Annotated in this window: 27 protein-coding genes; 17 read left to right on the top strand and 10 right to left on the bottom strand. The window is 70.6% G+C overall.

Annotated features, from left to right (window positions below):
* Positions 1-39 precede the first annotated feature (39 nt).
* Positions 40-822, top strand: a complete 783-nt coding sequence (locus BJ998_RS02255; protein ID WP_184858030.1) for a DUF1684 domain-containing protein — start codon at positions 40-42, stop codon at positions 820-822.
* A gap of 165 nt (positions 823-987) precedes the next feature.
* Here the strand turns inward: BJ998_RS02255 and BJ998_RS02250 are convergent, their stop codons facing one another.
* The gene (locus BJ998_RS02250) at positions 988-1,566 is read right to left on the bottom strand and encodes a hypothetical protein (RefSeq protein WP_221337848.1); all 579 of its coding nucleotides are present in this window, start codon (positions 1,564-1,566) and stop codon (positions 988-990) included.
* Between the two features lie 121 nt (positions 1,567-1,687).
* Positions 1,688-2,389 carry a TetR/AcrR family transcriptional regulator gene (locus BJ998_RS02245; protein ID WP_184858028.1) on the bottom strand — a complete coding sequence of 234 codons (702 nt, stop codon included), beginning with the start codon at positions 2,387-2,389 and terminating at the stop codon, positions 1,688-1,690.
* 87 nt (positions 2,390-2,476) lie between these two features.
* Here BJ998_RS02245 and BJ998_RS02240 point away from each other — a divergent pair, with 87 nt between their 5' ends.
* The 3 genes from BJ998_RS02240 to BJ998_RS02230 all read left to right on the top strand — a co-directional run bounded on the left by BJ998_RS02240 (position 2,477) and on the right by BJ998_RS02230 (position 6,455).
* Positions 2,477-4,153: an MFS transporter gene (locus tag BJ998_RS02240; RefSeq protein ID WP_184858026.1), complete on the top strand. Its 1,677-nt coding sequence runs from the start codon at positions 2,477-2,479 to the stop codon at positions 4,151-4,153.
* 12 nt (positions 4,154-4,165) lie between these two features.
* Positions 4,166-5,032, top strand: a complete 867-nt coding sequence (locus BJ998_RS02235) for an AAA family ATPase (RefSeq protein WP_184858024.1) — start codon at positions 4,166-4,168, stop codon at positions 5,030-5,032.
* Between the two features lie 73 nt (positions 5,033-5,105).
* On the top strand, positions 5,106-6,455 hold the full coding sequence (locus tag BJ998_RS02230) for a vWA domain-containing protein (RefSeq protein ID WP_184858022.1): 1,350 nt from the start codon (positions 5,106-5,108) through the stop codon (positions 6,453-6,455).
* On the opposite strand, the gene BJ998_RS02225 is transcribed toward BJ998_RS02230, so the two are convergent.
* From BJ998_RS02225 to BJ998_RS02215, 3 genes are read right to left on the bottom strand one after another with little or no spacing between them, the layout of a single operon-like run.
* Entirely contained in the window at positions 6,452-6,781 is a 330-nt protein-coding gene (locus tag BJ998_RS02225; protein WP_184858020.1) for a hypothetical protein, read from the bottom strand. The two genes, BJ998_RS02230 and BJ998_RS02225, sit on opposite strands and share 4 nt — an antisense overlap.
* 48 nt (positions 6,782-6,829) lie before the next feature.
* The gene (locus BJ998_RS02220) at positions 6,830-7,837 is read right to left on the bottom strand and encodes a PHP domain-containing protein (RefSeq protein ID WP_184858018.1); all 1,008 of its coding nucleotides are present in this window, start codon (positions 7,835-7,837) and stop codon (positions 6,830-6,832) included.
* Positions 7,838-7,857: 20 nt separating this feature from the next.
* Entirely contained in the window at positions 7,858-8,250 is a 393-nt protein-coding gene (locus BJ998_RS02215) for a PPOX class F420-dependent oxidoreductase (RefSeq protein WP_184858016.1), read from the bottom strand.
* 80 nt (positions 8,251-8,330) lie between these two features.
* Between BJ998_RS02215 and BJ998_RS02210 the strand changes: the two genes are divergently transcribed.
* The 8 genes from BJ998_RS02210 to BJ998_RS02175 are packed head-to-tail and all read left to right on the top strand — an operon-like array spanning position 8,331 to position 13,943.
* Positions 8,331-9,413: an alpha/beta hydrolase gene (locus BJ998_RS02210; RefSeq protein ID WP_184858014.1), complete on the top strand. Its 1,083-nt coding sequence runs from the start codon at positions 8,331-8,333 to the stop codon at positions 9,411-9,413.
* Between the two features lies 1 nt (position 9,414).
* A complete protein-coding gene (locus tag BJ998_RS02205; protein WP_184858012.1) occupies positions 9,415-10,026 on the top strand; it encodes a hypothetical protein in 612 nt (203 codons plus the stop codon).
* A gap of 9 nt (positions 10,027-10,035) precedes the next feature.
* Positions 10,036-11,325 carry an FAD-binding oxidoreductase gene (locus BJ998_RS02200; RefSeq protein ID WP_184858010.1) on the top strand — a complete coding sequence of 430 codons (1,290 nt, stop codon included), beginning with the start codon at positions 10,036-10,038 and terminating at the stop codon, positions 11,323-11,325.
* Positions 11,326-11,334: 9 nt separating this feature from the next.
* Positions 11,335-11,709 carry an AfsR/SARP family transcriptional regulator gene (locus BJ998_RS02195; RefSeq protein WP_184858008.1) on the top strand — a complete coding sequence of 125 codons (375 nt, stop codon included), beginning with the start codon at positions 11,335-11,337 and terminating at the stop codon, positions 11,707-11,709.
* 5 nt (positions 11,710-11,714) lie between these two features.
* On the top strand, positions 11,715-11,906 hold the full coding sequence (locus BJ998_RS02190; RefSeq protein ID WP_184858006.1) for a hypothetical protein: 192 nt from the start codon (positions 11,715-11,717) through the stop codon (positions 11,904-11,906).
* Positions 11,825-12,406: a hypothetical protein gene (locus BJ998_RS02185; RefSeq protein WP_184858004.1), complete on the top strand. Its 582-nt coding sequence runs from the start codon at positions 11,825-11,827 to the stop codon at positions 12,404-12,406. The genes BJ998_RS02190 and BJ998_RS02185 overlap by 82 nt, the downstream gene beginning before the upstream one ends.
* A gap of 8 nt (positions 12,407-12,414) precedes the next feature.
* The gene (locus BJ998_RS02180; RefSeq protein ID WP_184858002.1) at positions 12,415-12,828 is read left to right on the top strand and encodes an acyl-CoA thioesterase; all 414 of its coding nucleotides are present in this window, start codon (positions 12,415-12,417) and stop codon (positions 12,826-12,828) included.
* Positions 12,825-13,943, top strand: a complete 1,119-nt coding sequence (locus tag BJ998_RS02175) for a zinc-binding dehydrogenase (protein WP_184858000.1) — start codon at positions 12,825-12,827, stop codon at positions 13,941-13,943. The genes BJ998_RS02180 and BJ998_RS02175 overlap by 4 nt, the downstream gene beginning before the upstream one ends.
* On the opposite strand, the gene BJ998_RS02170 is transcribed toward BJ998_RS02175, so the two are convergent.
* Positions 13,921-14,466, bottom strand: coding sequence for a TetR/AcrR family transcriptional regulator (locus BJ998_RS02170; RefSeq protein WP_184857998.1), 546 nt, complete (start codon positions 14,464-14,466; stop codon positions 13,921-13,923). The genes BJ998_RS02175 and BJ998_RS02170 overlap by 23 nt on opposite strands.
* 82 nt (positions 14,467-14,548) lie before the next feature.
* Here BJ998_RS02170 and BJ998_RS02165 point away from each other — a divergent pair, with 82 nt between their 5' ends.
* Positions 14,549-15,772 carry an MFS transporter gene (locus BJ998_RS02165; protein WP_312889876.1) on the top strand — a complete coding sequence of 408 codons (1,224 nt, stop codon included), beginning with the start codon at positions 14,549-14,551 and terminating at the stop codon, positions 15,770-15,772.
* On the opposite strand, the gene BJ998_RS02160 is transcribed toward BJ998_RS02165, so the two are convergent.
* Genes BJ998_RS02160 through BJ998_RS02150 form a run of 3 tightly spaced genes read right to left on the bottom strand, consistent with a single transcriptional unit; the run spans position 15,708 to position 17,122 of the window.
* The gene (locus BJ998_RS02160; RefSeq protein ID WP_184857996.1) at positions 15,708-16,094 is read right to left on the bottom strand and encodes an MmcQ/YjbR family DNA-binding protein; all 387 of its coding nucleotides are present in this window, start codon (positions 16,092-16,094) and stop codon (positions 15,708-15,710) included. The two genes, BJ998_RS02165 and BJ998_RS02160, sit on opposite strands and share 65 nt — an antisense overlap.
* A gap of 17 nt (positions 16,095-16,111) precedes the next feature.
* Entirely contained in the window at positions 16,112-16,606 is a 495-nt protein-coding gene (locus tag BJ998_RS02155) for a GNAT family N-acetyltransferase (protein WP_184857994.1), read from the bottom strand.
* Between the two features lie 9 nt (positions 16,607-16,615).
* The gene (locus BJ998_RS02150) at positions 16,616-17,122 is read right to left on the bottom strand and encodes a pyridoxamine 5'-phosphate oxidase family protein (RefSeq protein WP_221337847.1); all 507 of its coding nucleotides are present in this window, start codon (positions 17,120-17,122) and stop codon (positions 16,616-16,618) included.
* A 69-nt stretch (positions 17,123-17,191) separates the two neighbouring features.
* Here BJ998_RS02150 and BJ998_RS02145 point away from each other — a divergent pair, with 69 nt between their 5' ends.
* The 4 genes from BJ998_RS02145 to BJ998_RS02130 all read left to right on the top strand — a co-directional run bounded on the left by BJ998_RS02145 (position 17,192) and on the right by BJ998_RS02130 (position 19,497).
* A complete protein-coding gene (locus BJ998_RS02145; RefSeq protein ID WP_184857990.1) occupies positions 17,192-17,533 on the top strand; it encodes an ArsR/SmtB family transcription factor in 342 nt (113 codons plus the stop codon).
* A 3-nt stretch (positions 17,534-17,536) separates the two neighbouring features.
* Positions 17,537-18,013, top strand: coding sequence for an SRPBCC family protein (locus tag BJ998_RS02140; protein ID WP_184857988.1), 477 nt, complete (start codon positions 17,537-17,539; stop codon positions 18,011-18,013).
* Positions 18,013-18,633: a dihydrofolate reductase family protein gene (locus BJ998_RS02135; protein ID WP_184857986.1), complete on the top strand. Its 621-nt coding sequence runs from the start codon at positions 18,013-18,015 to the stop codon at positions 18,631-18,633. The genes BJ998_RS02140 and BJ998_RS02135 overlap by 1 nt, the downstream gene beginning before the upstream one ends.
* A 120-nt stretch (positions 18,634-18,753) precedes the next feature.
* Entirely contained in the window at positions 18,754-19,497 is a 744-nt protein-coding gene (locus tag BJ998_RS02130; RefSeq protein WP_184857984.1) for a class I SAM-dependent methyltransferase, read from the top strand.
* 114 nt (positions 19,498-19,611) lie between these two features.
* On the opposite strand, the gene BJ998_RS48960 is transcribed toward BJ998_RS02130, so the two are convergent.
* Entirely contained in the window at positions 19,612-20,652 is a 1,041-nt protein-coding gene (locus BJ998_RS48960) for a C40 family peptidase (protein WP_184857982.1), read from the bottom strand.
* Between the last annotated feature and the right edge of the window lie 74 nt (positions 20,653-20,726).

Raw genomic sequence — 20,726 nt, 5'->3', positions numbered from 1 at the left:
ACGGGAAATGCCGTGGTCCGCGGAAGCGTTGTGGTCGGCATGACTTTCGTCGGCGAGTGGCAGGATTGGCACACCGAACGCGAGCAGGGGCTGGCCGACCCGTACGGCTGGCTGGCACTTGTCTCCCTGGACTGGTTGGAGGACAGCCCGCGGTCCTATCCCGGGCTGCCCGGCCAGTGGTGGCAGGACACCGAGGCCGCCTACTTCGATCCGCAGGGCGACTCCGCCACCTACGAGGGCAAGCCCGTCACCGAGGTGCTGCGGCTGGAGCTGGTCAACAGCGGTCCCGGCGTGCGGGTGCTCGCCGGCGACGTGGAGATCGAGGTCGCGCGGCGCTCCGGCTACCTGATCCGCGTGCACGATCCGAAGGCGTCCGTGCTGCGTGACTTCCGGGGCGTGCCGACGTACGAACCCGACGAGTCGTTCGTGTTCGACGGCGTCTTCGAGCCGTTCGACCAGCCCCGGCCCACCACCGTCGGCGCCGTCGTCGAGGGCCTCAGCCACGTGTACACCGCGCCCGGCATCGTGCGGTTCGAACGGGACGGCGTCGAGCACACGCTCACCGCCTTCAACGGCAAGGATGGCGGACTGAGCATCCTGTTCACCGACGAGACCAGCGGCGTCACCACCTACGCCGCCAACCGGTCGCTCGCCGTGGCTTCCCCGACCGCCGACGGCGCCGTGACGGTCGACTTCAACCGGGCCGTCAACCTGCCCTGCGCTTTCACCGACTTCGCGACCTGCCCGCTGCCGCCCGAGGGCAACCGGCTGCCGTTCGCCGTCGAGGCCGGCGAGAAGACGCCGTACGAGCGTTCCGCCTAGGACGTCACCAAGGCGGCGGTCTCGATTCCGCCGAACAGGACCGCCGCCAGCAGCGGGATCCCCACCGGGGCGACCACCCGCTGCCTGGCGGTGTTGCTCATCCGGGCGACACCGACCGCCCCCGGCGATGATGCCCAACGATGACAAGGATGCGCAGAATGCCAATCAGGTGCTGAAGCCGAATGAAGCGACCCAGGTGTAGTTGGTCGACCTGTTCGACAGTCTGGTCACCACGAAGTCGTCGTAGAGGCCCGGTGGCACGGCGGTGTCGACCTGCACTCGTACGCTGAGGAAAACGGGCGAGGCGATGCGGGTGAGATCGACGGTCATCTCCTTGCTGTTGTTGTCGGCCGACGTAAGCCTCGCCGTTGTCAGCTCGGCGACGGCGAACTGCGTCGGGTCACCAGGTTGCGCCCGATGGGCAGTTATGCCGACAAGATGTCCCGGATATCCTGGGTAGGTCTCCACGCCTTCGGTCAGCAAGGCCAGCACGGTGGTGTCGGGGCCGTGCGGATTGGTCTTTCGTAGCGTCAACGGAAGATCGAGAGTGATTCCGCTGTACGCCGCGTCGCCGTACACACCGGGTTCATCGCCTAGGTGCAGTCGCCCCTGCCACACGAGTTCCGCTTGCACGCTGAGCACAAGTTCCCTGCCTTCTCGCGGTGGAGTGTCGTCTTCGCGCGATGATCGCCTCAAGCGGTCGGGGCCGAACTCCTGTTCTTCAAACTGTCCTGGAGTCGACATAGGTCCGGGCACCTGTCGGCCTTCTCAGGATTGGGCACGTCAGGCGTCCGACACAAGAGGCCGTCCATGTGGCCGCCGGCGCGATATCAACGTGCCCATGTGACGCCGGGAGGTGTGGCGCTCATGTGGCATTTGGCTTTGCACTGGCGGGCCATCGCCGGCCGGCCAGCACCGCCAGATGCAGGGCCACGAGCGTGTCCTCCAGCTCCGGCAGCTCGGCGGCCCGATTGTGCCGAACCCGGACGCTGACCAACTCCGTGGTCGCGCCGGCCAACGCCAGGTACGCGTCGTAGGGCACGGTCGGCCACTCGGGATGATGAGTGAGCGCATGCCGGTGCCACGTCCGGTTGAGCTCGGCGAACCGGTGCTGCGCGGCGTCCATCCGGTTCACGGCCCCGGCCCCGGCGGCGGGCATGTCGATGTAGAAGACGCGGGCGAAGGCCGGCTCGTCGGCGAGAAAGCGGAGAAACGCCCGGCAGGCGGCGCGAAGGATCTCCTCCGGCGCGGAATCGGGCGGCAAGGCCCGCGTGGCGCCGACAACGGCGTCCACGAGGAGGTTGCCGCCGTACGCGGTGGCGGCGAGGAAGCAGTCCTCCTTGTCCCGGAAGTGGGCGTAGAAGGCGGCCCGCGACACGCGAGCGCCCCGGACGATGTCGGCGACGGTGATGCTGTGGAAACCGGCGGCGGCCACCGCCGCCACGGTGGCGGTCAGCAACCGCTGCCGCTGCGCGGCCCGCACCTCGTCGGCCGGCAGGCTGGAGCGTCCCCGGGGCAGACCCGGGGCGTCGTCGTGCCGTCTGGCCAGGGAGCCCTCTTGTCCCACCGTCCGCCAACCCCTAAAGTACGGCCGCGTACCTGTGACCTGTGACACAGGTTATCGCTACGGACAACGTAGTCCGAAGGAGGCGCCATGAGCGTCCTGTGGCAGCGTCGCCTCGACCACTACCCCGAAACCCGCCAGCGCCTCTGGTACCTGGCGATCGTGGTCGTCGCGACCGTGGTCCTCTACTACGAGCTGTACGTGCCGGGCGCGGTCGCCACCGAGATCATCGCCCAGTACCACATGACCTTCCCGTACTACGTCTACATCTCCGTCGTCGGCAACGCCGTCGGCGCCTTCTCCTCGCTGCTGGCCGGCCTCGCCGACCGCTGGGGCCGCGCCAACCTCGTCGCCTACGGCCTCGGCGTGACCGGCCTGCTCACCCTGTTCGGCCTGCCCAACGCCCCCGACCAGTTCACCTTCGGCGTGCTTTTCGCGCTGGTCAGCTTCGTCGAGGGGATCATCCTGGTGGCCACGCCCGCGCTGGTGCGGGACTTCTCGCCGCAGCTGGGCCGCGCCTCCGCCATGGGTTTCTGGACGCTCGGACCCGTGGTCGGCAGCCTCGTGCTGTCCGAGGTCTCCAGCAACACGATCAGCGTGCTGCCGGACTGGCGGTCCCAGTTCGTCATCTGCGGCATCGTCGGGCTGGTCGTGTTCGTCATCGCCCTGTTCGGCCTGCGCGAGCTGTCGCCGAACCTGCGCGACCAGCTGATGGTCAGCCTGCGCGACCGGGCGCTGGTCGAGGCGCGGGCCGCCGGCATCGACGTGAACAAGGCGATCGAACGCCCGTGGCGGCAGATGATGACCGTGCGGGTGATCGGCAGCGCGTTCGCCATCGCGGTGTTCCTGATCATCTACTACACCGCGGTCGGCTTCTTCACCATCTACTTCACCACCATCTACGGCTTCAGCCTGGCCCAGGCCAACGGCATCGGGAACTGGTTCTGGGGCATCGACGCGCTGTCGCTGATCGTGGTCGGCGTGATCTCCGACCGGCTGGGCGTGCGCAAGCCGTTCATGCTGGTCGGCGCGCTGGGCGCGATCGTGATGACGATCGTGTTCCTGAGCCGTGCCACGGCGCCGGACACCGGCTACTACACCTTCGTCTGGATCATCAGCGTGCTGGCCGTGTTCATGGCCGTCGCGTACGCGCCGTGGATGGCGAGCTTCACCGAGACCGTCGAGCGTATCAATCCGGCGCTGACCGCGACCGGCCTGGCGGTGTGGGGCTGGATCATCCGGGCCGTGGTGGCGCTGTCGATCTTCGCGCTGCCGTTCGTCGTCACGTCCATGACGCCGCTCGTGCAGTACGGCACCGAGGTCTCGGCGCTCGCCGCCAAGTACGACGCGGAGATCAAGACCCTCGGCGTCGTCGACCCGGCGACGCTGGGCACGCTGGGCCGCAACCCCGCCGATCCCGAGGCCGGCACCAAGGCTGTCGCCGAGATCATGCAGGCCCAGAACGTCGACCAGGCCACCGCGGTGCAACGGCTCAAGGCCGCCGCGGCCGTGCCGAAGGACGACCTGGCGTTCCTGCAGGAGCACGCCGCCGAGGTGCAGGCCGCCGCCGCGGCCACGCCCGGCCAGTGGCAGAACTGGTGGTGGGTGTGCGTCGGCGGCGAGGCCGTGTTCCTGCCGTTGATCTTCGTGATGGTCGGGCGGTGGCGGCCGAGCCGGGCCCGGGCCGACCTCGCCGAGCACCAGGCCCGTGTCGATCAGGAGCTGGAACAGCTAAGTTCATCTACCGGAGGGACTTTGCCGAGCTGAGAAGAGGCACGCGTGACCGGGTTCTTCACGTCCGTCGACGAGGTGGCCGCCCGGCTGGCCGAGGCCGGCTACCTGGCGTCGAACGCGGTCGCCACCACCGTGTTCCTCGCCGACCGGTTGGGCAAGCCGCTGCTGGTGGAGGGGCCGGCCGGCGTCGGCAAGACGGAGCTGGCCAAGGCGGTCGCGCAGGTCACCGGCTCGCGGCTGGTGCGGCTGCAGTGCTACGAGGGCGTCGACGAGTCCCGCGCCCTCTACGAGTGGAACCACGCCAAGCAGCTGCTGCGCATCACCGCCGGCCGGGACGAGACCTGGGACCAGACCCGCAACGACATCTTCAGCGAGGAGTTCCTGCTGTCCCGGCCGCTGCTCACGGCGATCCGCGGCGACGAGCCGACCGTGCTGCTGATCGACGAGACCGACAAGGCCGACGTCGAGGTGGAGGGCCTGCTGCTGGAGGTGCTCGGCGACTTCCAGGTCACCGTGCCCGAACTCGGCACCATCACCGCCACCCAGCGGCCGTTCGCCGTGCTCACGTCCAACGCCACCCGTGAGCTGTCCGAGGCGCTGCGGCGGCGCTGCCTGTTCCTGCACATCGACTTCCCCGACGAGGACCTGGAGAAGCGGATCGTGCTGGCCCGCGTGCCCGGCGTCGACGACACGCTCGCGACGTCGTTGGTTCGGGTGATCAATGCCTTGCGGGCCATGGAACTGCGCAAGTCCCCGTCCGTCGCCGAGACCATCGACTGGGCGCGGACGCTGCTCGAACTCGGCGCCGAGAGCCTGACCGAGGAGCTCGTGCGGGACAGCCTCGGCGTGATCCTCAAGCACCAGGAGGACGTGGTCAAGGCCGGTCAGCGGCTGGAGCTGGACAAGCTGTGAGCGAGCTTGCGAGCGAACCGTTGAACGCAGAGCGCCCGCGAACGCGGACGCCGAGCGCTGGCGAGGTGCCGCGGTGAGCGTCTCGGACCGTCTCACCGAGTTCGTGCATGCGTTGCGGGCCAAGGGAATCCAGGCCGGGCCGGGGGAGACCATCGACGCCGCCGCCGCGCTGGAGGTGCTCGGCTTCGACGACCGCGAGCGCACCCGTGAGGGCCTCGCCGCCTGCCTGATCCGCCGGGACGGTCAGCGGGCGGTCTTCGACTCCACCTTCGACCTGTTTTTCCCTTTGGGCGTAGGCGTTCCCGAGCAGGCACGGCACGAGCACGTCACCCTCGACGAGTTGAACGACCGGCTGGTGGCCGCTCTTGCCTCCGACGACGAGGCCGAGCTGCTGCGGCTGGCCGGGCTCGCCGTCGACGCCTTCGGCCAGTACGGGCAGGGCGGCTCCGGCACCAGCGGTTGGTCCGCGCACCAGACCTTGGACCGGGTGCAGCCCCAGACCCTGCTCGTACGGGTGCTTGCCGCCATGCAGGCCCAGGCCGGCTTCACCGAACGCCTCGACCGCGACGAGATCCGCCGTCGCATCGAACGCTTCCGGGAACTCGTGCGGGGCGAGGCCCTCCGCCGTGTCGCCGAGCTTCGCGGCCGGGAACGCCTTTCTCGCAGCGCCGTTCCGCCCACTCCCGACCAGGTCGACTTCCTTCAGGCCGGGCGGGTTCAGGTCGCCGAGATGCGGCGCATGGTGCAACCCCTGGCCCGCAAGCTCGCCACTCGTCTCGCCGCCCGTCGCCGCCGCGCCGCCCGGGGCCAGATCGATCTCCGCCGGACCCTTCGGCGCTCCCTTTCCACCGGCGGCGTCCCCATGACTCCCGTTTTCCGCAAGCACCGCCCCGGTCGTCCCGAGATCGTCCTGCTGTGCGACATGTCCGGCTCCGTGGCCTCTTTCGCCAACTTCACCATGCTTCTCGTGCAGGCGCTGCGCGACCAGTTCAGCAAGGTCCGGGTCTTCGCCTTCGTCGACGGGATCGACGAGGTCACCCACCTCGTCACCACCGGCGTGGCCGACCCCTCCGCCCTCGGGGCCCGGATCTTCAGCGAGGCCTCCATCATCCGTTGGGACGGGCACAGCGACTACGGCCGCTCCCTCGACGAGTTCGCCGACCGCTACCCCGATGTCATCGGCCCCAAGACCTCCGTGCTCATCCTCGGCGACGCCCGCAACAACCACGGCGACCCCCGCCTCGCCACCCTCGCCCACCTCCTCGCCCCCGCCCGCCGCGCCTTCTGGCTCAACCCGGAACGCCGTTCCCTCTGGTCCACCGGCGACTCCGCCGCCCACGAGTACGCCCAGGTCGTCGAGATGCACGAATGCCGCAACGCCCGCCAACTCGGCGCGCTGGTGTCACGGCTGATCCCCGTCTAGTTCCTGAGCGCGATCAGCACGAACGTGCAGGCGGCCACGGCCAGCAGGCCGAGCAGGGTCGCGAGCGTTCCCACCGGGACGGGGCGATGTCCCAGTCGGCGGTTCAGCAGTAGCACGCTCACACTGCCGACCCCCAACGACATCAGCCAGGCCGGGATGCCGTACACGAACACGCCCAGCCACAGCAGCGTCTGCGTCGAGATCGAGAACCCGCGGCTGCCGGTCGTCGAGTGCTGGTTGGCGATCCAGATCAACAGTCCCGCCGCGATCACCACATGCCAGCCGAGCACCACCAGCACGGCGCGCCCCGTCTTCGTTTCCCGCACCCGGGCAGCATTGCCGGTCCTGCGGCCCGGCGTCTTGAGTTCAACTACTCACGACCGTGACGACCAGGCCAGCAACTCGTCCGCCGGCCAGGTGTTGATGACGCGGTCCGCCCCGATGCCGGCTTCCTCGGCGCGGGCGCAGCCGATGGACTGCCAGGTGAGCTGGCCGGGGGCGTGGGCGTCGGTGTCGATGGCGAACATGCAGCCGAGGTCGGCGGCGAGGCGGAGGAGGCGGCGGGGCGGGTCGAGGCGCTCGGGACGGGAGTTGATCTCGACGGCGACGCCGTGGTCGCGGCAGGCGGAGAAGACGGCTTCGGCGTCGAACTCCGACTCGGGACGGCCACGGCCGGTGACGAGCCGCCCGGTGCAGTGGCCGAGCACGGTGACGCGGGGGTTGGCGATGGCGGCGAGCATGCGAGGGGTCATCTCGGCGGCGGGCATGCGCAGCTTGGAGTGGACGCTGGCGACGACGACGTCGAGGCGGGACAGCAGCTCGTCGGACTGGTCGAGAGAGCCGTCGAGGTTGATGTCGACCTCGATGCCGGTGAGGATCCGGAACGGGGCCAGCTCAGCGTTCAGGGCGGCGACGAGGTCGAGCTGACGGCGCAGCCGCTCGGCGGAGAGGCCGTTGGCGACGGTGAGCCGGGGCGAGTGGTCGGTGAGGGCGACCCAGTCGTGCCCGAGTTCGCGGGCGGCGCGGGCCATGACGTCGGGCGGGCTGCCGCCGTCGGACCAGTCGGAATGGGTGTGGCAGTCGCCGCGGAGCAACGCCCGCAGGGCGGCGCCGCCGGAGAGGTCGGGCCCGGGGGTCGCCTGGACCTTCTCCAGGTACGAGATGGCCTCGCCCCGCACGGCGTTCTCGACGACGCCGGCGGTGGCCTTGCCGATGCCGGGCAGCTTGGTCAGCGTCCCCATCCGCACCATGTGGTCGAGCTTGTCGGCGGGCACACCGCCGATGACCTGGGCGGCCTTGCGAAACGCCCGCACCCGGTAGCTCGGCTCACCGGCGCGTTCCAGCTCGAACGCGACCTGCTCCAATGCCCGGACCGGATCCACGACCTCTTGCCTACCAGACCTCAGCCCATGCCGCTGACGTCGTCAGCCTCGATGGTGACGATGAGCCGCACCTGGTCCCGCCCGCCGTACCAGGCGTACGGCGCGCCGGTGTAGCGCTTGGCCAGCACGTCGATGTGCTCGGCGCCGCCGTCGGCGGTGATGTCGACGACCCGCCCGCGCACGCGGTAGTAGCGGAACGGGTTGTCGGGGTCGGCGACGTTGAGCGCCACCCGCGGGTCCCGCCGCATGTTCCGCACCTTCTGGAAGCCCTCGACGGTGTTGACGAGCACGTGCTCACCGTCGGTGTCCACCCAGGTCTGGGTGAGCTGCGGCGATCCGTCCGGGTTGGACGTGGCCACGAAGCACGGGCTGGGCTTGCGGAGCAGGTCGAGCAGACCGTCGGGAAGTGCCATGCGGTGATCCTAGCCACCCCGGATTGGTCAATAACCGTGATAGTCACTAATCTTGACTACACGAACCGAGGAGGCGCCCGATGTCGGTCATCGAACTGACCACCTTCACCGTCAAACCGGACAGGACGGCCGAGATGCTGGCCGCGCGGCCGGGCATGGTGGACGCGTTCCGCCGCGACCGCCGCGGTTTCCTCGCCGCGCGGCTGATCCGCGTCGCCGAGGACACCTGGCTGGATCTCGTCGAGTGGACGGACGACACCGCCTGGGACGAGTCCAGGGCCAAGGGCGGCAACCAGCCCGAGATCGCGGCCTTCTTCGCCACGATCGACACGCTGGTCAGCTCCGAGCGGGGCGTCCGCTACGACGACGCCGAGGACGGCCGCCGCACGGTGCGGACCATCGCCTACGGCCCGCACCCGTCGCAGGTCGGCGAGCTGTACCTGCCCGAAGGCGACGGCCCGTTCCCCGTGGTCGTGCTCATCCACGGCGGCTTCTGGACGGCGATGTTCGACCGCCGACAGGTCACGCCGCTGGCCGACGCGCTGGTCGGCGACGGCTATGCGGTGTGGAACATCGAGTACCGGCGGCTCGGCGAGGAGGGCGGCGGCTGGCCCGGCACCTTCGACGACATCGCCGCCGCAGTCGACCAGCTCGACGGCCTGGACACCGCCCTCGACCTCACGAACGTGCAGGTCGTCGGCCACTCCGCCGGCGGGCAGCTCGCCGCCTACGCCGCCGGCCGCACCGACGCGAAGGTGCGACTACGCGCCGCCGTCTCCATCTCGGGTGTCCTCGACCTCGTCGCGGCCGACGCCGACCGGCTCGGCTCGGCGCTGGCGGACCCGAACGCCCCGGAACCCGCGGGCGCCCCACCGGCGTCGAACCCCGAGTTCGCGCCGGTGATCGCCGCCAACGCGGCCGACGGCATCCCGCGCTGGCTGCTCGGCGGCCACCACGACGAGGTGCCCGAGCGGTACGCCCAGGTGACGCCGCCGGTCACCGTGCCGCTGCTGACGATCCACGGCACCACCGACGACATCGTGGCCGCGAAATACGCCGGCGACCCGGTCGAGATCCCGGGCGCCAACCACTTCGACGTCATCGACCCGAACCACCCGAGCTGGCGCGTCGTCCGCGACTGGCTCGCCGAGCGATCGGCCTGAGATGGATCACGAGAAGGTGTTGGACGAGGCCTGGCGCACGCCGGGCGTCACCGCGATCGACCTGCCGCCGGTGGACGTCAACCGGGTGCTGGCCGACCGCTACCAGCTGGACCGGGACGTGACGTTCACCCGAGAGATGCTGTGGGACATGGAGGCCCGCAAGGCGGCCGCCCCGGACATCTACATCCCGACGGTCGTCGCGGCCGGCAGTGCGACGAAGTTCCCCAGCGTCCGGCACGAGGGGCTGGAGGACTTCACCCGGGTCTCGGACCAGCGGCTGTGGGCGGACCCGGCCCGATTCGGCACGATCATCGAGCACGTCCGGCTCGACCACGACAACCAGCGGGCGTTTTTCGTCGGCGCCGCGGACTTCGTCACGCCCGACGGCGACACCCGGACCGCGACCACCGACCAGCCGATCTTCCACGTGGAGCACTCGGTGGCCGGCGCCGAGGACCGGCCGCTGAACCGGTGGCGGATCGTGCTGCTCACCGAGCACGTCGACCAGCGCCTGCTGGACGTGTTCACGACGATGGCGCAGGACCCGTACCTGCGGGTGTTCATCGAGGTCTACCTGCAAAAGGACTTGGGCGTGTCGTTTCGCCGCAAGTAGCGTTGGCGGGTGGACACCTTGGCCCGCGCGCTGACGGGACGGCTGCTGCTCCCGGCGGACGCCGACTACGCGCGGGCCAAGCTCGCCTTCCTCACGCTGTACGACGACCGCCGGCCGGCGGCGGTGGCGCTGTGCGAGTCCGAGGCCGACGTCCAGCGGTGCGTGGAGTTCGCCGCCACGCAAGGGATTCCGGTCGCGGCGCGCAGCGGCGGCCACAGCTACGCCGGCTACTCCACCCCGGACGGCGGCCTGATCATCGACGTCTCGCGGCTGGACACGGTCAAGGTCCATCCCGACGGCACGGCGACTGTCGGCGCCGGAGCGCGAATGGCCGCCGTCTACGACGGAATCGGGCGCGCCGGCCGGATGCTGTCGGCCGGCACCTGCCCGACCGTCGGCGTGGCCGGCCTGACCCTGGGCGGTGGCATCGGCGTCCTGGGCCGCAAGTGCGGCCTCGCCAGCGATCAACTCGTCGCGGCCAGGATCGTCACCGCGGACGGCGTCCTCCGCGCGGTCTCCGAAACCCGGGAGCCGGACCTGTTCTGGGCCCTACGGGGCGGTGGTGGCGGCAACTTCGGTGTCGTCACGTCGTTCACGTTCCGCACGACGCCGGCCGAGCCGCTGACGGTGTGGTCGCTGGACTACTCCCCGGACTACCGGCCGGCGATCCTGGACGCCTGGCCGGAGTGGCAGCAGGACGTGCCGGACGAGATGTGGTCGCAGTGCCGCGTCGGCACCTCGCTCACCATCAGCCAGGCCGCCGGCTGCCTGGTGGGCACGGACACCAGCCTGATCGACGACCTGGTCCGCCGCATCGGCGGCAACCCCGAACGCCGGCAACGGAAACTCGACTTCCTCGCGACGATGGACCACTACGCGGATCCGATCGGGGAGCGGGCGGCGTTCGTGTCGGTCTCCCGCATGCTCACCGGCCCGATGGACCCGCAGGCGATGGTCGACCTGGTCACCGCCGGGCCGGAGATGCTCTGCCTCATCGACAGCTTCGGCGGCGCGATCACCCGTGGCGAAGGCGCCTTCCCGCACCGCGACGCCATCGCCAGCATCCAGGTGACCAACCAGGTCACCACCACGATCGACAAGGCCCGGCGGGAGCTCGCGCCGGTGCGGGAACAGCTCGGGGAATGGTTCGGTGTCAACGGTTTTGTGAACTACATCGACCCGGACATGCCGGACTGGCGGCAGGCGTACTACGGTGCCAACGCGCCGCGGCTGGCCGAGATCGCGCGCCGCTACGATCCCGACGGCGTTTTCGCCTTTCCGCAAGCGATCCGACCGTAATCTGATGGCGTGAGCACCGTGCTGACCTTGCTGTCGCGGGTGTGCTGCCGCGGCCAGGAGGTCACCGGGCCACGGCTGCGCGGCCTGTTGGCGCTGCTGGCCGGCAGCCTGCGCGCCGGTTGCGGCGTGCCGGCGCTGGTCGACGGACTGTGGCCGGACGCGCGGCCGGAGAACCCGACGAAGGCGGTGCAGGTTCTGGTCTCCCGGCTCCGCGCGCAGCTCGGCGCCGACCTGATAGCCAACACCGCCACCGGATACCGGCTCACCCTGACCGAGGAGCAGGTCGACGCCTCCCTGGTTCTGCTGCACGCCCGCAACGCCCGATCCATCGACGCCGCCGGCGCTCAAGGCGGCCGAACAGGGCCTGGCCTGCTGGGACGGTGAGCCCGATGCCGAGGCCAACGGTGATCCGCTGTCCGCGCTGGCCGACCGAGGCCGGCATCCGATGGGGCGCGGTGATCGCCTGCCTGCAACTCGGCGACGCCGACGCGGCGGAGCGGTGGTTCACCGCGGTCGCGCCGGACTACGTCGAGGCGGACGTGCTTCGCCGGACCTCGGCCTGCGGGCGGCGATCCAGCTGACCCGCGGCGACGTCGACGGCGGCCTCGCCCTGTGGCGGGAGCCCCTGGCCCGACTGCAGGACGAGGAGCTCGTGCGGCAGAACCTGCCCGGCTTCGACGTGTGGGCGCTGGAGAACGAGGCCGCTGCGGTCATCGCGCACGCGCTGCACGGGCGGGTCGCCGAGGTCGAGTCCGTCACCCGGGGGCAGACCGAGCGGCTGGCGGCGATGCTGGTGACCCCGCCGATGATGTCGCAGCTGTCGATCGGCGGCTATCCCGTGCCGGGCGCGCTGCTGCTGGCCGTCGCCGCCACCGACGCCGAGCGGACCCCGGCCCGGGCCGCGCGGCTCGTCGCCATCGCCGAGAAGTGGCGCTACACCAAGACGTTCGTGGACATCGACCAGATCAGGCGGCTCGCCATGGACGCCGACAGGGCCGCGTACGAGCAGGCCGTCGCCGACTATGCCGGCCTGGACCGGGTCGAACTGCGCCGGATCGCCCTGGACGTGCTTTCCGGTTAGATGGGGGCATGACCGAGTACGGGTACTGGCAGGACGTGCCGACCAGGTGGAAGGACAACGACCACTACGGGCACGTGAACAACGCGGTGCACTACTCGGTGATGGACACCGTGATCAACACCTGGCTGATCGAGCGGGCCGGCCTGGAGCTGGACGGCGACGGCCCGATCGGGCTCTGCGTCGAGTCGCACTGCGTGTACAAGGCGTCGGTGTCGTTCCCCGAGGTCATCGCGGTCGGCCTGCGCGTCGGGCATCTGGGCACCAGCAGCGTCCGCTACGAGACCGGCCTGTACCGCAGCGACCGGCGGACGCTGGTCGCCGAGGGGACCTTCACGCACGTGTTCGTGGACCGGAACACCCGCCGGCCGGTGCCCATCGCGGAACCGATGCGGGGCGAGTTGGAGAAGCTGGTGAACGCATGAAGGTGAACGCGGCGGTGCTGGTGGCCTCCGGCGTCGAGCGGCCGTACGCCGACTCGCGGCCGCTGCGGGTGACCGAGCTGGAGCTGGATCCGCCGGGCCGCGGCGAGCTCCTGGTGCGGATCGGCGCGGCCGGGCTGTGCCACTCCGACCTGTCGGTGATCAACGGCTCCCGGCCGCGGCCGCTGCCGATGGTGCTGGGCCACGAGGCGGCCGGCGAGGTCGTCGAGGTCGGCCCGGATGCGGAGTTCGCCGTCGGGGATCACGTGGTGCTGGCGTTCGTGCCGGCCTGCGGCTCGTGCCGGATGTGCCTGGCCGGGCGGCCGGCGCTGTGCGAGCCGGGGGCGGTCGCCAACCGCGCCGGCACGCTGCTGAGCGGGGAACGACGCTGGCGGGGCGGCGAACACCACCACCTCGGGGTGTCGGCGTTCGCGGAGTACGCCGTCGTGTCCAGCAAGTCCGCGGTGCGGGTGGACCCGTCGCTGCCGCTGGAGCTGGCGGCGCTGTTCGGCTGTGCCGTGCTGACGGGCGCGGGCGCGGCGTTCCACAGCGCCGAGATCAAGCCGGGGGAGACGGTCGCGGTGTTCGGGCTCGGCGGCGTCGGCCTGGCGGCGCTGCTGGCCGCGCGGGCGGCTGGCGCCGGCCGCATCGTGGCGGTCGACATCGTGCGAGCAAAACGCGACTTGGCTGCCCGGTTGGGAGCAAGTCACGTCGTCGCCGGCGGCTCGGACGCCGTCATGGAGGTCCGCGACCTCACCCAGGGCGGCGCGGACAAGGTCATCGACACCACCGGCAGCGAGCACGTGCTGGCGCAGGCGTACAACGCGACCCGGATCGGCGGCACCACGGTGACCGTCGGCCTGCCGCACCCGGACCGCCAGCTGGTGCTGCCGGCGCTGAGCCTGGTCGCCGAGGAGCGCACCCTGCGCGGCAGCTACCTGGGGTCGAGCGTGCCGCGCCGGGACATCCCGCGGTTCGTGCAGCTCTACCAGGCCGGCCTGCTGCCGGTGGCCGAGCTGGTGTCCGGACGGCTGCGCCTGGACCAGGTCAACGAGGGCTTCGACCAGCTGGCCGGCGGCGAGGCCGTGCGCCAGGTCATCGTTCCGACAGGGTCCTGACCGCGGCCACCGTCGCCTCGACCAGCTTCTCCTGCGGGAAGTCGGCGCCGAGCACCATGCGGCGCAGCTGCGGCATGGCCTTGCCCCAGTTGACCAGGCCCAACGTGAAGAAGTAGATCATCGCGGCGTTCGGCACCTCGTCCTCGATCGCCGTGACCCGCTTCTGGTACTCGGCGGTGCGCACGTCCTCCGCCGGCACCTCGCGGCCGCCCATCTCCAGCGCCTCCCACATCAGCAGGCGCAGCGCCTCCGGGTTGGCGGCGTGGTAGTCGAACAGCTTGCGCGCGTAGTTGGCGAGGTCGGGCTCCACGGGCACGGCGTCCGCGCAGCGCGACAGCATGCGCTCCAGCACGGCCGCGAACAGCGCCTTCTTGTCGCCGAAGTAGTCGTAGATGGCCCGCTTGTTGGCCTCCGCCGCCTCGGCGATCCGGTCGACCCGGGCCCCCGCGACGCCGTGCGCGGCGAACTCCGTGGTCGCGGCGGCAAGAATGCGTTCCTTTGTCGCCTTTGAGTCATACCCCACGTGGCCAGGGTAACGAACTGGTTCGCTCGGCTGCCGCTCGTCCGTTACGATCGAACCAGTTGGTTCGTTTGGAAGGGGAGCCGTGCCGAACCGCTGGATGATTCCGCTGCTCACGCTGGCCTGCGCGGTCTGCGTGGCCACGATCTACTTTCCGCAGGCCATCAGCCCGCTGATCGCCGCCGACCTGCACGTGACGCCCAGCGCCGCCGCGCAGACCGCGACCGGCGCCCAGCTCGGCTACGCCCTCGGCGTGTTCCTGCTGGTCCCGCTGGGGGATCGGTTGCGGGCCCGGCCGCTGATCGTGGTGCTGATGGTGCTCACCGCGGCCGCCATGCTGACCGCCGCCTCGGCCACGAACCTGCCGCTGCTGCTCGTCGCCGGCACGCTCGCCGGCGTGTTCACGGTCGTGCCGCAGGTGATCATCCCGATGGTCGCCGGGCTGGTGCCGGACAACCGCCGCGGCGCCGTCGTCGGCATGCTGCTCGGCGGGGTGCTGGCCGGCATCCTGCTGGCCCGCACGTTCGGCGGCGTCCTCGGCGAGTGGCTGGGCTGGCGGGCCCCGTACGTCGTGGCCGCCGTGATCATCCTGGTGCTGGCGGCCGTGCTGGCCGTGACGGTCCCGCGCACCGAACCGTCCGCGCAGCACAACTACCCCTCGCTGCTGGCGGAGGCGCTGCGGCTGCTGCGCAGCGAGTCCGAGCTGCGGAGGTCGGCGCTGTACCAGGTGCTGCTGTTCGGCGGCTTCAGCGCCGCGTGGACGTGCCTGGCGCTGCTGATCAGCGGTCCCCGCTACGGGCTCGGCGCGCAGACCGTCGGCCTGATCGGCCTCGCCGGCGCGGTGAGCGTGTTCGTCACGCCGATCGCCGGGCGGTGGATCGACCGCAAGGGCCCCGATCCGGTCAGCATGATCGCCATCATCGGCGTGATCGCCGCCTCGGGGGTGCTCGCGTTCGGGCTGCTCGGCGGTGTCGCCGGGCTGGTGCTCCTGATCGGGGGCCTGGTGCTGCTGGACGTTGCCGTGCAGTGCAACCAGGTCGCCAACCAGTCGCGCATCTTCGCCCTGCTGCCCGAGGCACGCAGCCGGCTCAACACCGCGTACATGACGTGCACGTTCCTCGGCGGAACCCTCGGCTCGTGGCTGGGCGTGCAGGCGTACGACCTGTTCGGCTGGGGCGCGGTCACCGGCCTGATCGCGTTGGCCGCGCTGGCGGCGCTGGGCCGGCACCTGGCCCACCGGTCGGTCAGTGCTCGGCCAGGTACGCCTGAGCCAGCCTCTTCGGCGCCTTCAGCAGCCACGCCTCGGTGACGACTTCCTCCAACTCCGGCACGCCGATCCGGTCCAGCCTCAGCAGCACCGCCGGGTAGCCGTCGAAGTGCGGGATGGTGAAGTAGACGTCGGGGTCGTCGGCGATCAGGGCCCGCTTGACGCCCTCGTCGGCGACCCGGACACCGAGGATCGGCCCCTCCTGCTCGGCGATGCCGAGGGCGTCGAGGTCGGACTTGCGCAGCGGGCGGTCCCAGACGAAGCCCTTGCCCCTGACGTGCCACTGCGGCGTTCCCCACGACAGCTTCTCGCCGGTCTCCGGCAGCGCCAGCGCGATCCGCCGCACGTCCTCCCAGGTCGCCATCCACCCTCCCCTCCGATTCAGCGGTAACGCTCGTACAGGCTGGTCGGCCAGCGCGCGTCCTCGGGGTCACCGACGTGCATGAAGCCGGCCTTCTCGTAGTAGCGGCGCAGCCCCGGGTTGTCCTTCGACGCCGCCAAGCGCACGTACCGCCAGCCCTTCGCGAACGCCGCCGCCTGCACCCAGTCCAGGATCCGGTAGCCCAGGCCGCGCCCCGCCGCCTCCCGGGCGACGACGAGCCGTGAGATGTAGTACGCCGGCACCGCGTTGTCGCCCCACAGCTCCGGCTCGCTGTCCGTCACCACGACCGACGCCACCGCGGGATCGCCCACCAGCAGCGCTTCTCCCGCAGCGATCTGGTCCCGTACCGACTCCATCGGGAAGCGTTCCGGCCACTGCTCGATGCCCCGCCCGCGCAGCCACGACGCCGCGCCCGCCAGCAGGTCGAGCACGACGTCCTCGTCCCCGGGCACCGCCGTGCGGATCGGGGCATCGTTGAACAGCAGGATCGCCACGTGTTGAGGCTACTTGGCCGTCCAGAACTGGCGTGGGGCGTAGCCGTCACGGCGCAGCCAGTGCTCCGTGTAGACGATCCGGTCCGCCGCCACGACGACCAGCGGCCCGGTCGGCGGCTCGTCCAGTGACCGTGACCGCTCCACATGGTCGGACTGCCACCGGAAGGCCGACCAGTAGTGCGGGAACTCGGGGTGATCGTCCGCCAGCACCCGGGCCCGGCCGAAGACCTGCGCGCCCCGGCTGCTCGCCTGGCCGACCAGCGGCGCGAACACGCCGATCGACACCCGGGGATCGGCGGCGATGTTGCGCATCTTCGGCGATGTCGGCATCGCCGTGAACATCAGGGCCAGGTCGAGGTGGTAGTAGCGCACCGGCGTGGCCAGCGGTCCGTCCGGGCCGCTGGTGGCCAGCACGCACATGTTCTGCGAGGACAGCAGGTTGAGGATGCGCTCCTCGAGCCGCTCCCGGTCGAGTCGGCGCGTGGGGGCCGGGCCCGCCAGCCAGGGATTCGTCACCGCCATGATCAATACAAGCACAGGGCGGCCCGGCTTGACGCATACCGATATGGGCATATGATTGCGGCCATGGCACGGGCAGCGACGACGTCGGACGTCTTCAACGCGATCGCCGAGCCGCAGCGCCGGGAGATCCTGGTGCTGCTGCGGGCGGGTGAGCGACCGGTGACCGAGCTGGCCCGGGAGCTGGGGATGACCCAGCCGGGGGCGTCCAAGCACCTGCGGGTGCTCCGGGAGGTCGGGCTGGTGCGGGACCGCAAGGCGGGCAAGCAGCGCCTGTACGGCCTCGACGCCCGCGGGCTGCGGCCGGTCCACGAGTGGACCGGCGGGTTCGAGCGGTTCTGGAACGAGAGCTTCGACCGGCTGGACGCATACGTGCGGGACCTGAAGCAGGCAAGGCAGGAGGAGTAGCTGATGAGCGCGACGGCCGACCGCGAGATCGTCATCTCCCGGGTCATCGACGCCCCACGGGAGTTGGTGTTCGAGGCGTTCACCGAGGTCCGGCACCTGTCGCGGTGGTGGGGACCGGACGGGTTCACCACGACGACGCAGTCCTTCGAGTTCCGCGTCGGCGGGGAGTGGGACTTCGTGATGCACGGGCCGGACGGGACGGACTACACCGAGTGGATCACCTGGACCGAGATCGCCCCGCCGGAGCGGATCGCGTTGCTGCACGGTGAGTCCCGCGGCGACCCGAACGCCTTCGAGTCGGTCCTGACGTTCGAGCCCGACGGCGCCGCGACCCGCATCGAGATGCACACGGTGTTCCCCACCAGGCAACTGCGCGACGAGGCGGTCGAGAAGTACCACGCGATCGAGGGCGGCCAGCAGACCCTGAGCAACCTGGCTGCCTACGTCACCGAGATCGTTCGGAAGGGAGCGCAGCGCTGATGGCCGGGACGGTGTTCTTCAGCGTGTCGATGTCGCTGGACGGGTTCATCGCGCCCGAGTCCACGGCGGACTTGATGGGGCAGCAGTGGATGGAACTACAGCAGTGGGTCTTCCCGCAGCGGTTCTTCCGGGAGAACCTGAAGTTGGGCGCGGGCGGCGAGGAGGGGCGCGACAACGACATCCTGCGGGAGACGTTCGAGCGCACCGGCGCGAGCGTCATGGGCAAGCGCATGTTCGACGCCGGCGAGCACGCCTGGCCGGAGGAGGCGCCGTTCCACACGCCGGTCTTCGTCGTGACGCACGAGAAGCGTGACCCCTGGGAGCGGCCGGGCGGGACCACCTTCCACTTCGTCAACGACGGCATCGGGTCCGCGCTCGACCAGGCCCGCGAGGCCGCCGGCGACCGCGACGTCCGCATCGCGGGCGGCGGCGCGACGATCCTCGAGTACGTCAACGCCGGCCTGGTCGACGAGTTCTCGATCGCGCTGTCGCCCGTGCTGTTCGGCGCCGGAATCCGCCTGTTCGAAGGCGTGGACGCGAGCCGCGTGGCCCTGGAGCCGGTCCATGCGGAGCCTGCCCCGAGGGTGACGCACCTGACCTACGCCGTCCGGAAGCGGTAGCCGCACGGCGGACGCGGCCTCCGGGATCACCAGCGGCGGCGGCGATCGCCAACCAGAGCGGGCTCGCCGCCATCGCGGTAGGCGGCCACTCGCTGATTGATCAGTCGGCAGTATGGGAAGATGCCTGCCGATCCCGAGAGTTCTGCCGAAGCCGCCGACGTCGCTGTGGAAAACGACTACGACAGCTTCGCCGAGGCGTACACGGTCGAGAACGAGACCAGCCTCATCAACGCCTACTACGCACGACCCGCGATCGTGAACTTGGCCGGTGAGGTGGCCGGTCGGCGCATTCTCGACGCCGGCTGCGGTGCCGGCGCGGTGTCCGCGGCGCTACGCGACCGGGGCGCCGTCGTGGCCGGCTTCGACTTCAGCGCCAAGATGGTGGAGCTGGCCCGGCAGCGGCTCGGCGCCGACGTGGACCTGCGGGTCGCCGACATAGCCGGTCCGCTGCCGTACCCCGACGGCGCGTTCGACGATGTCATCGCCTCCCTGGTCCTGCACTACCTGAAGGACTGGACGGCACCACTGGCCGAATTGCGGCGGGTGCTGAAGCCCGGCGGCCGTCTGATCGTGGTCGTCAACCACCCCATCATCTTCAAAATGGTGTACCGCGAGGCCGACTACTTCGCGACCAGTAAGTGGTCCGACGAGTACACCTTCAACGGCCAGAAGGCCGTGCTCACCTACTGGCACCGGCCGCTGCATGCGATGACCGACGCCTTCACCGCGGCCGGCTTCCGCACGGCCGTCATCAGCGAGCCGCCCCCGGCGCCGGATGCCCGCGAACTCTTTCCCGACGAGATGGCGAGGTTTCCCTCAGGGGCCTTCCTGAGCTTCCTGTTCTTCGTCCTGGAGGCCGTCTGACCGCAGCGCGGCGGCGCATGAGTTGAGACCGCCGTTCTCACTGATCTCGCGCAGGCGCAAGGTAGGCGCAGGATCAGTGAGAACGGCGCAGTTGAACATGGGAACCGACGGGCCTCAGCCGACGATGCGCCGCGAGGTGTAGTAGTCGCTGCCGCCGCCGCTGATCGGCACCACCTTGACGACCTGGCCGACGTCCGGGGCGTGCACGATGTTGCCGTTGCCGATGTACATCGCGACGTGGTGGACGTTGCTCGCGGTGCCGAAGAACAGCAGGTCGCCGGGGATCATGTCGGCCTTCGCCACGTACCGGCCGACCTGGACCTGCTCCGTGGTGACGCGCGGCAGGCTCACGCCGGCCTGCCGGTAGGCGTACTGCACCAGCGAGGAGCAGTCGAGACCGACGCCCGGCGTGTTGCCGCCGTAGACGTACGGCGTGCCGACCTGCCCCAACGCCGCCTTGACGGCGATGCCCGCCGCGCCCGCCGGCACGTTGCTGGTGTCGAACGGGAGGCCCTTGTCGGACTTCAGCGCCGTCTTCTGCGCGCCGGTCAGCCGGTTGTACGCCTCCTGCGCGGCCTGCTGGGCCTTCGTCGCGGCGTCCTTCTGCGCCTGCAGGCCGTCGGCGACCTGCTTGGCCTGCGCCGCCGCGTCGTCGGCCTTCTTCTGGGCCTGCTGCGCCTGCTTGCTCGCCGCGCTGGCCTTGTCCAGCGACCGGCTCAGGCCGTCCATCGCGTCGCCGTTGAACTTGCTGACTTCCTGCAGCATCCAGGCACGGTCCAGGAAGTCGCTGGGGGACTGGCCGGTGAGCAGGGCCGACATGCTGCTCAGGTCCGCGCCCTCGGTGGTGGCCGACACCCACCGGTCCACGTCCGCGCGGTAGCGGTCCTCGTCGGCCTGGGCCTGCTTCTCGGCCTGCTGGTCGGCGGCCAGCTCAGCGTTCGCCTTCTGCGCGTCGGCCTGCCGGGCCTGGTAGGTCAGCTGCGCCGCGTTGTACTGCTCGCCGAGCGATTCCTGCTTCTGGCTCGCGTCGTGCAGCTGGGCCAGGGCGTCGTTGGCGTTGGTCGGGGGATCCGCCTGGGCCGAGGCCGGGGTGAGGCTGATGACCGCCAAGGTCACGCCGAGCGCGCCGAGCACGTGCTTGTACGGGTTCTTCACTTCGCCGGTGTCTCCTTCGCAGGGGCGTCAGGAGTCGATACGCGGTGCTGCCGGCCGCGGTTCACATCCCGTCG

The organism is Kutzneria kofuensis (assembly GCF_014203355.1).
Lineage (GTDB): Bacteria > Actinomycetota > Actinomycetes > Mycobacteriales > Pseudonocardiaceae > Kutzneria > Kutzneria kofuensis.
This window is presented reverse-complemented; position numbering and strand designations above follow the sequence as displayed.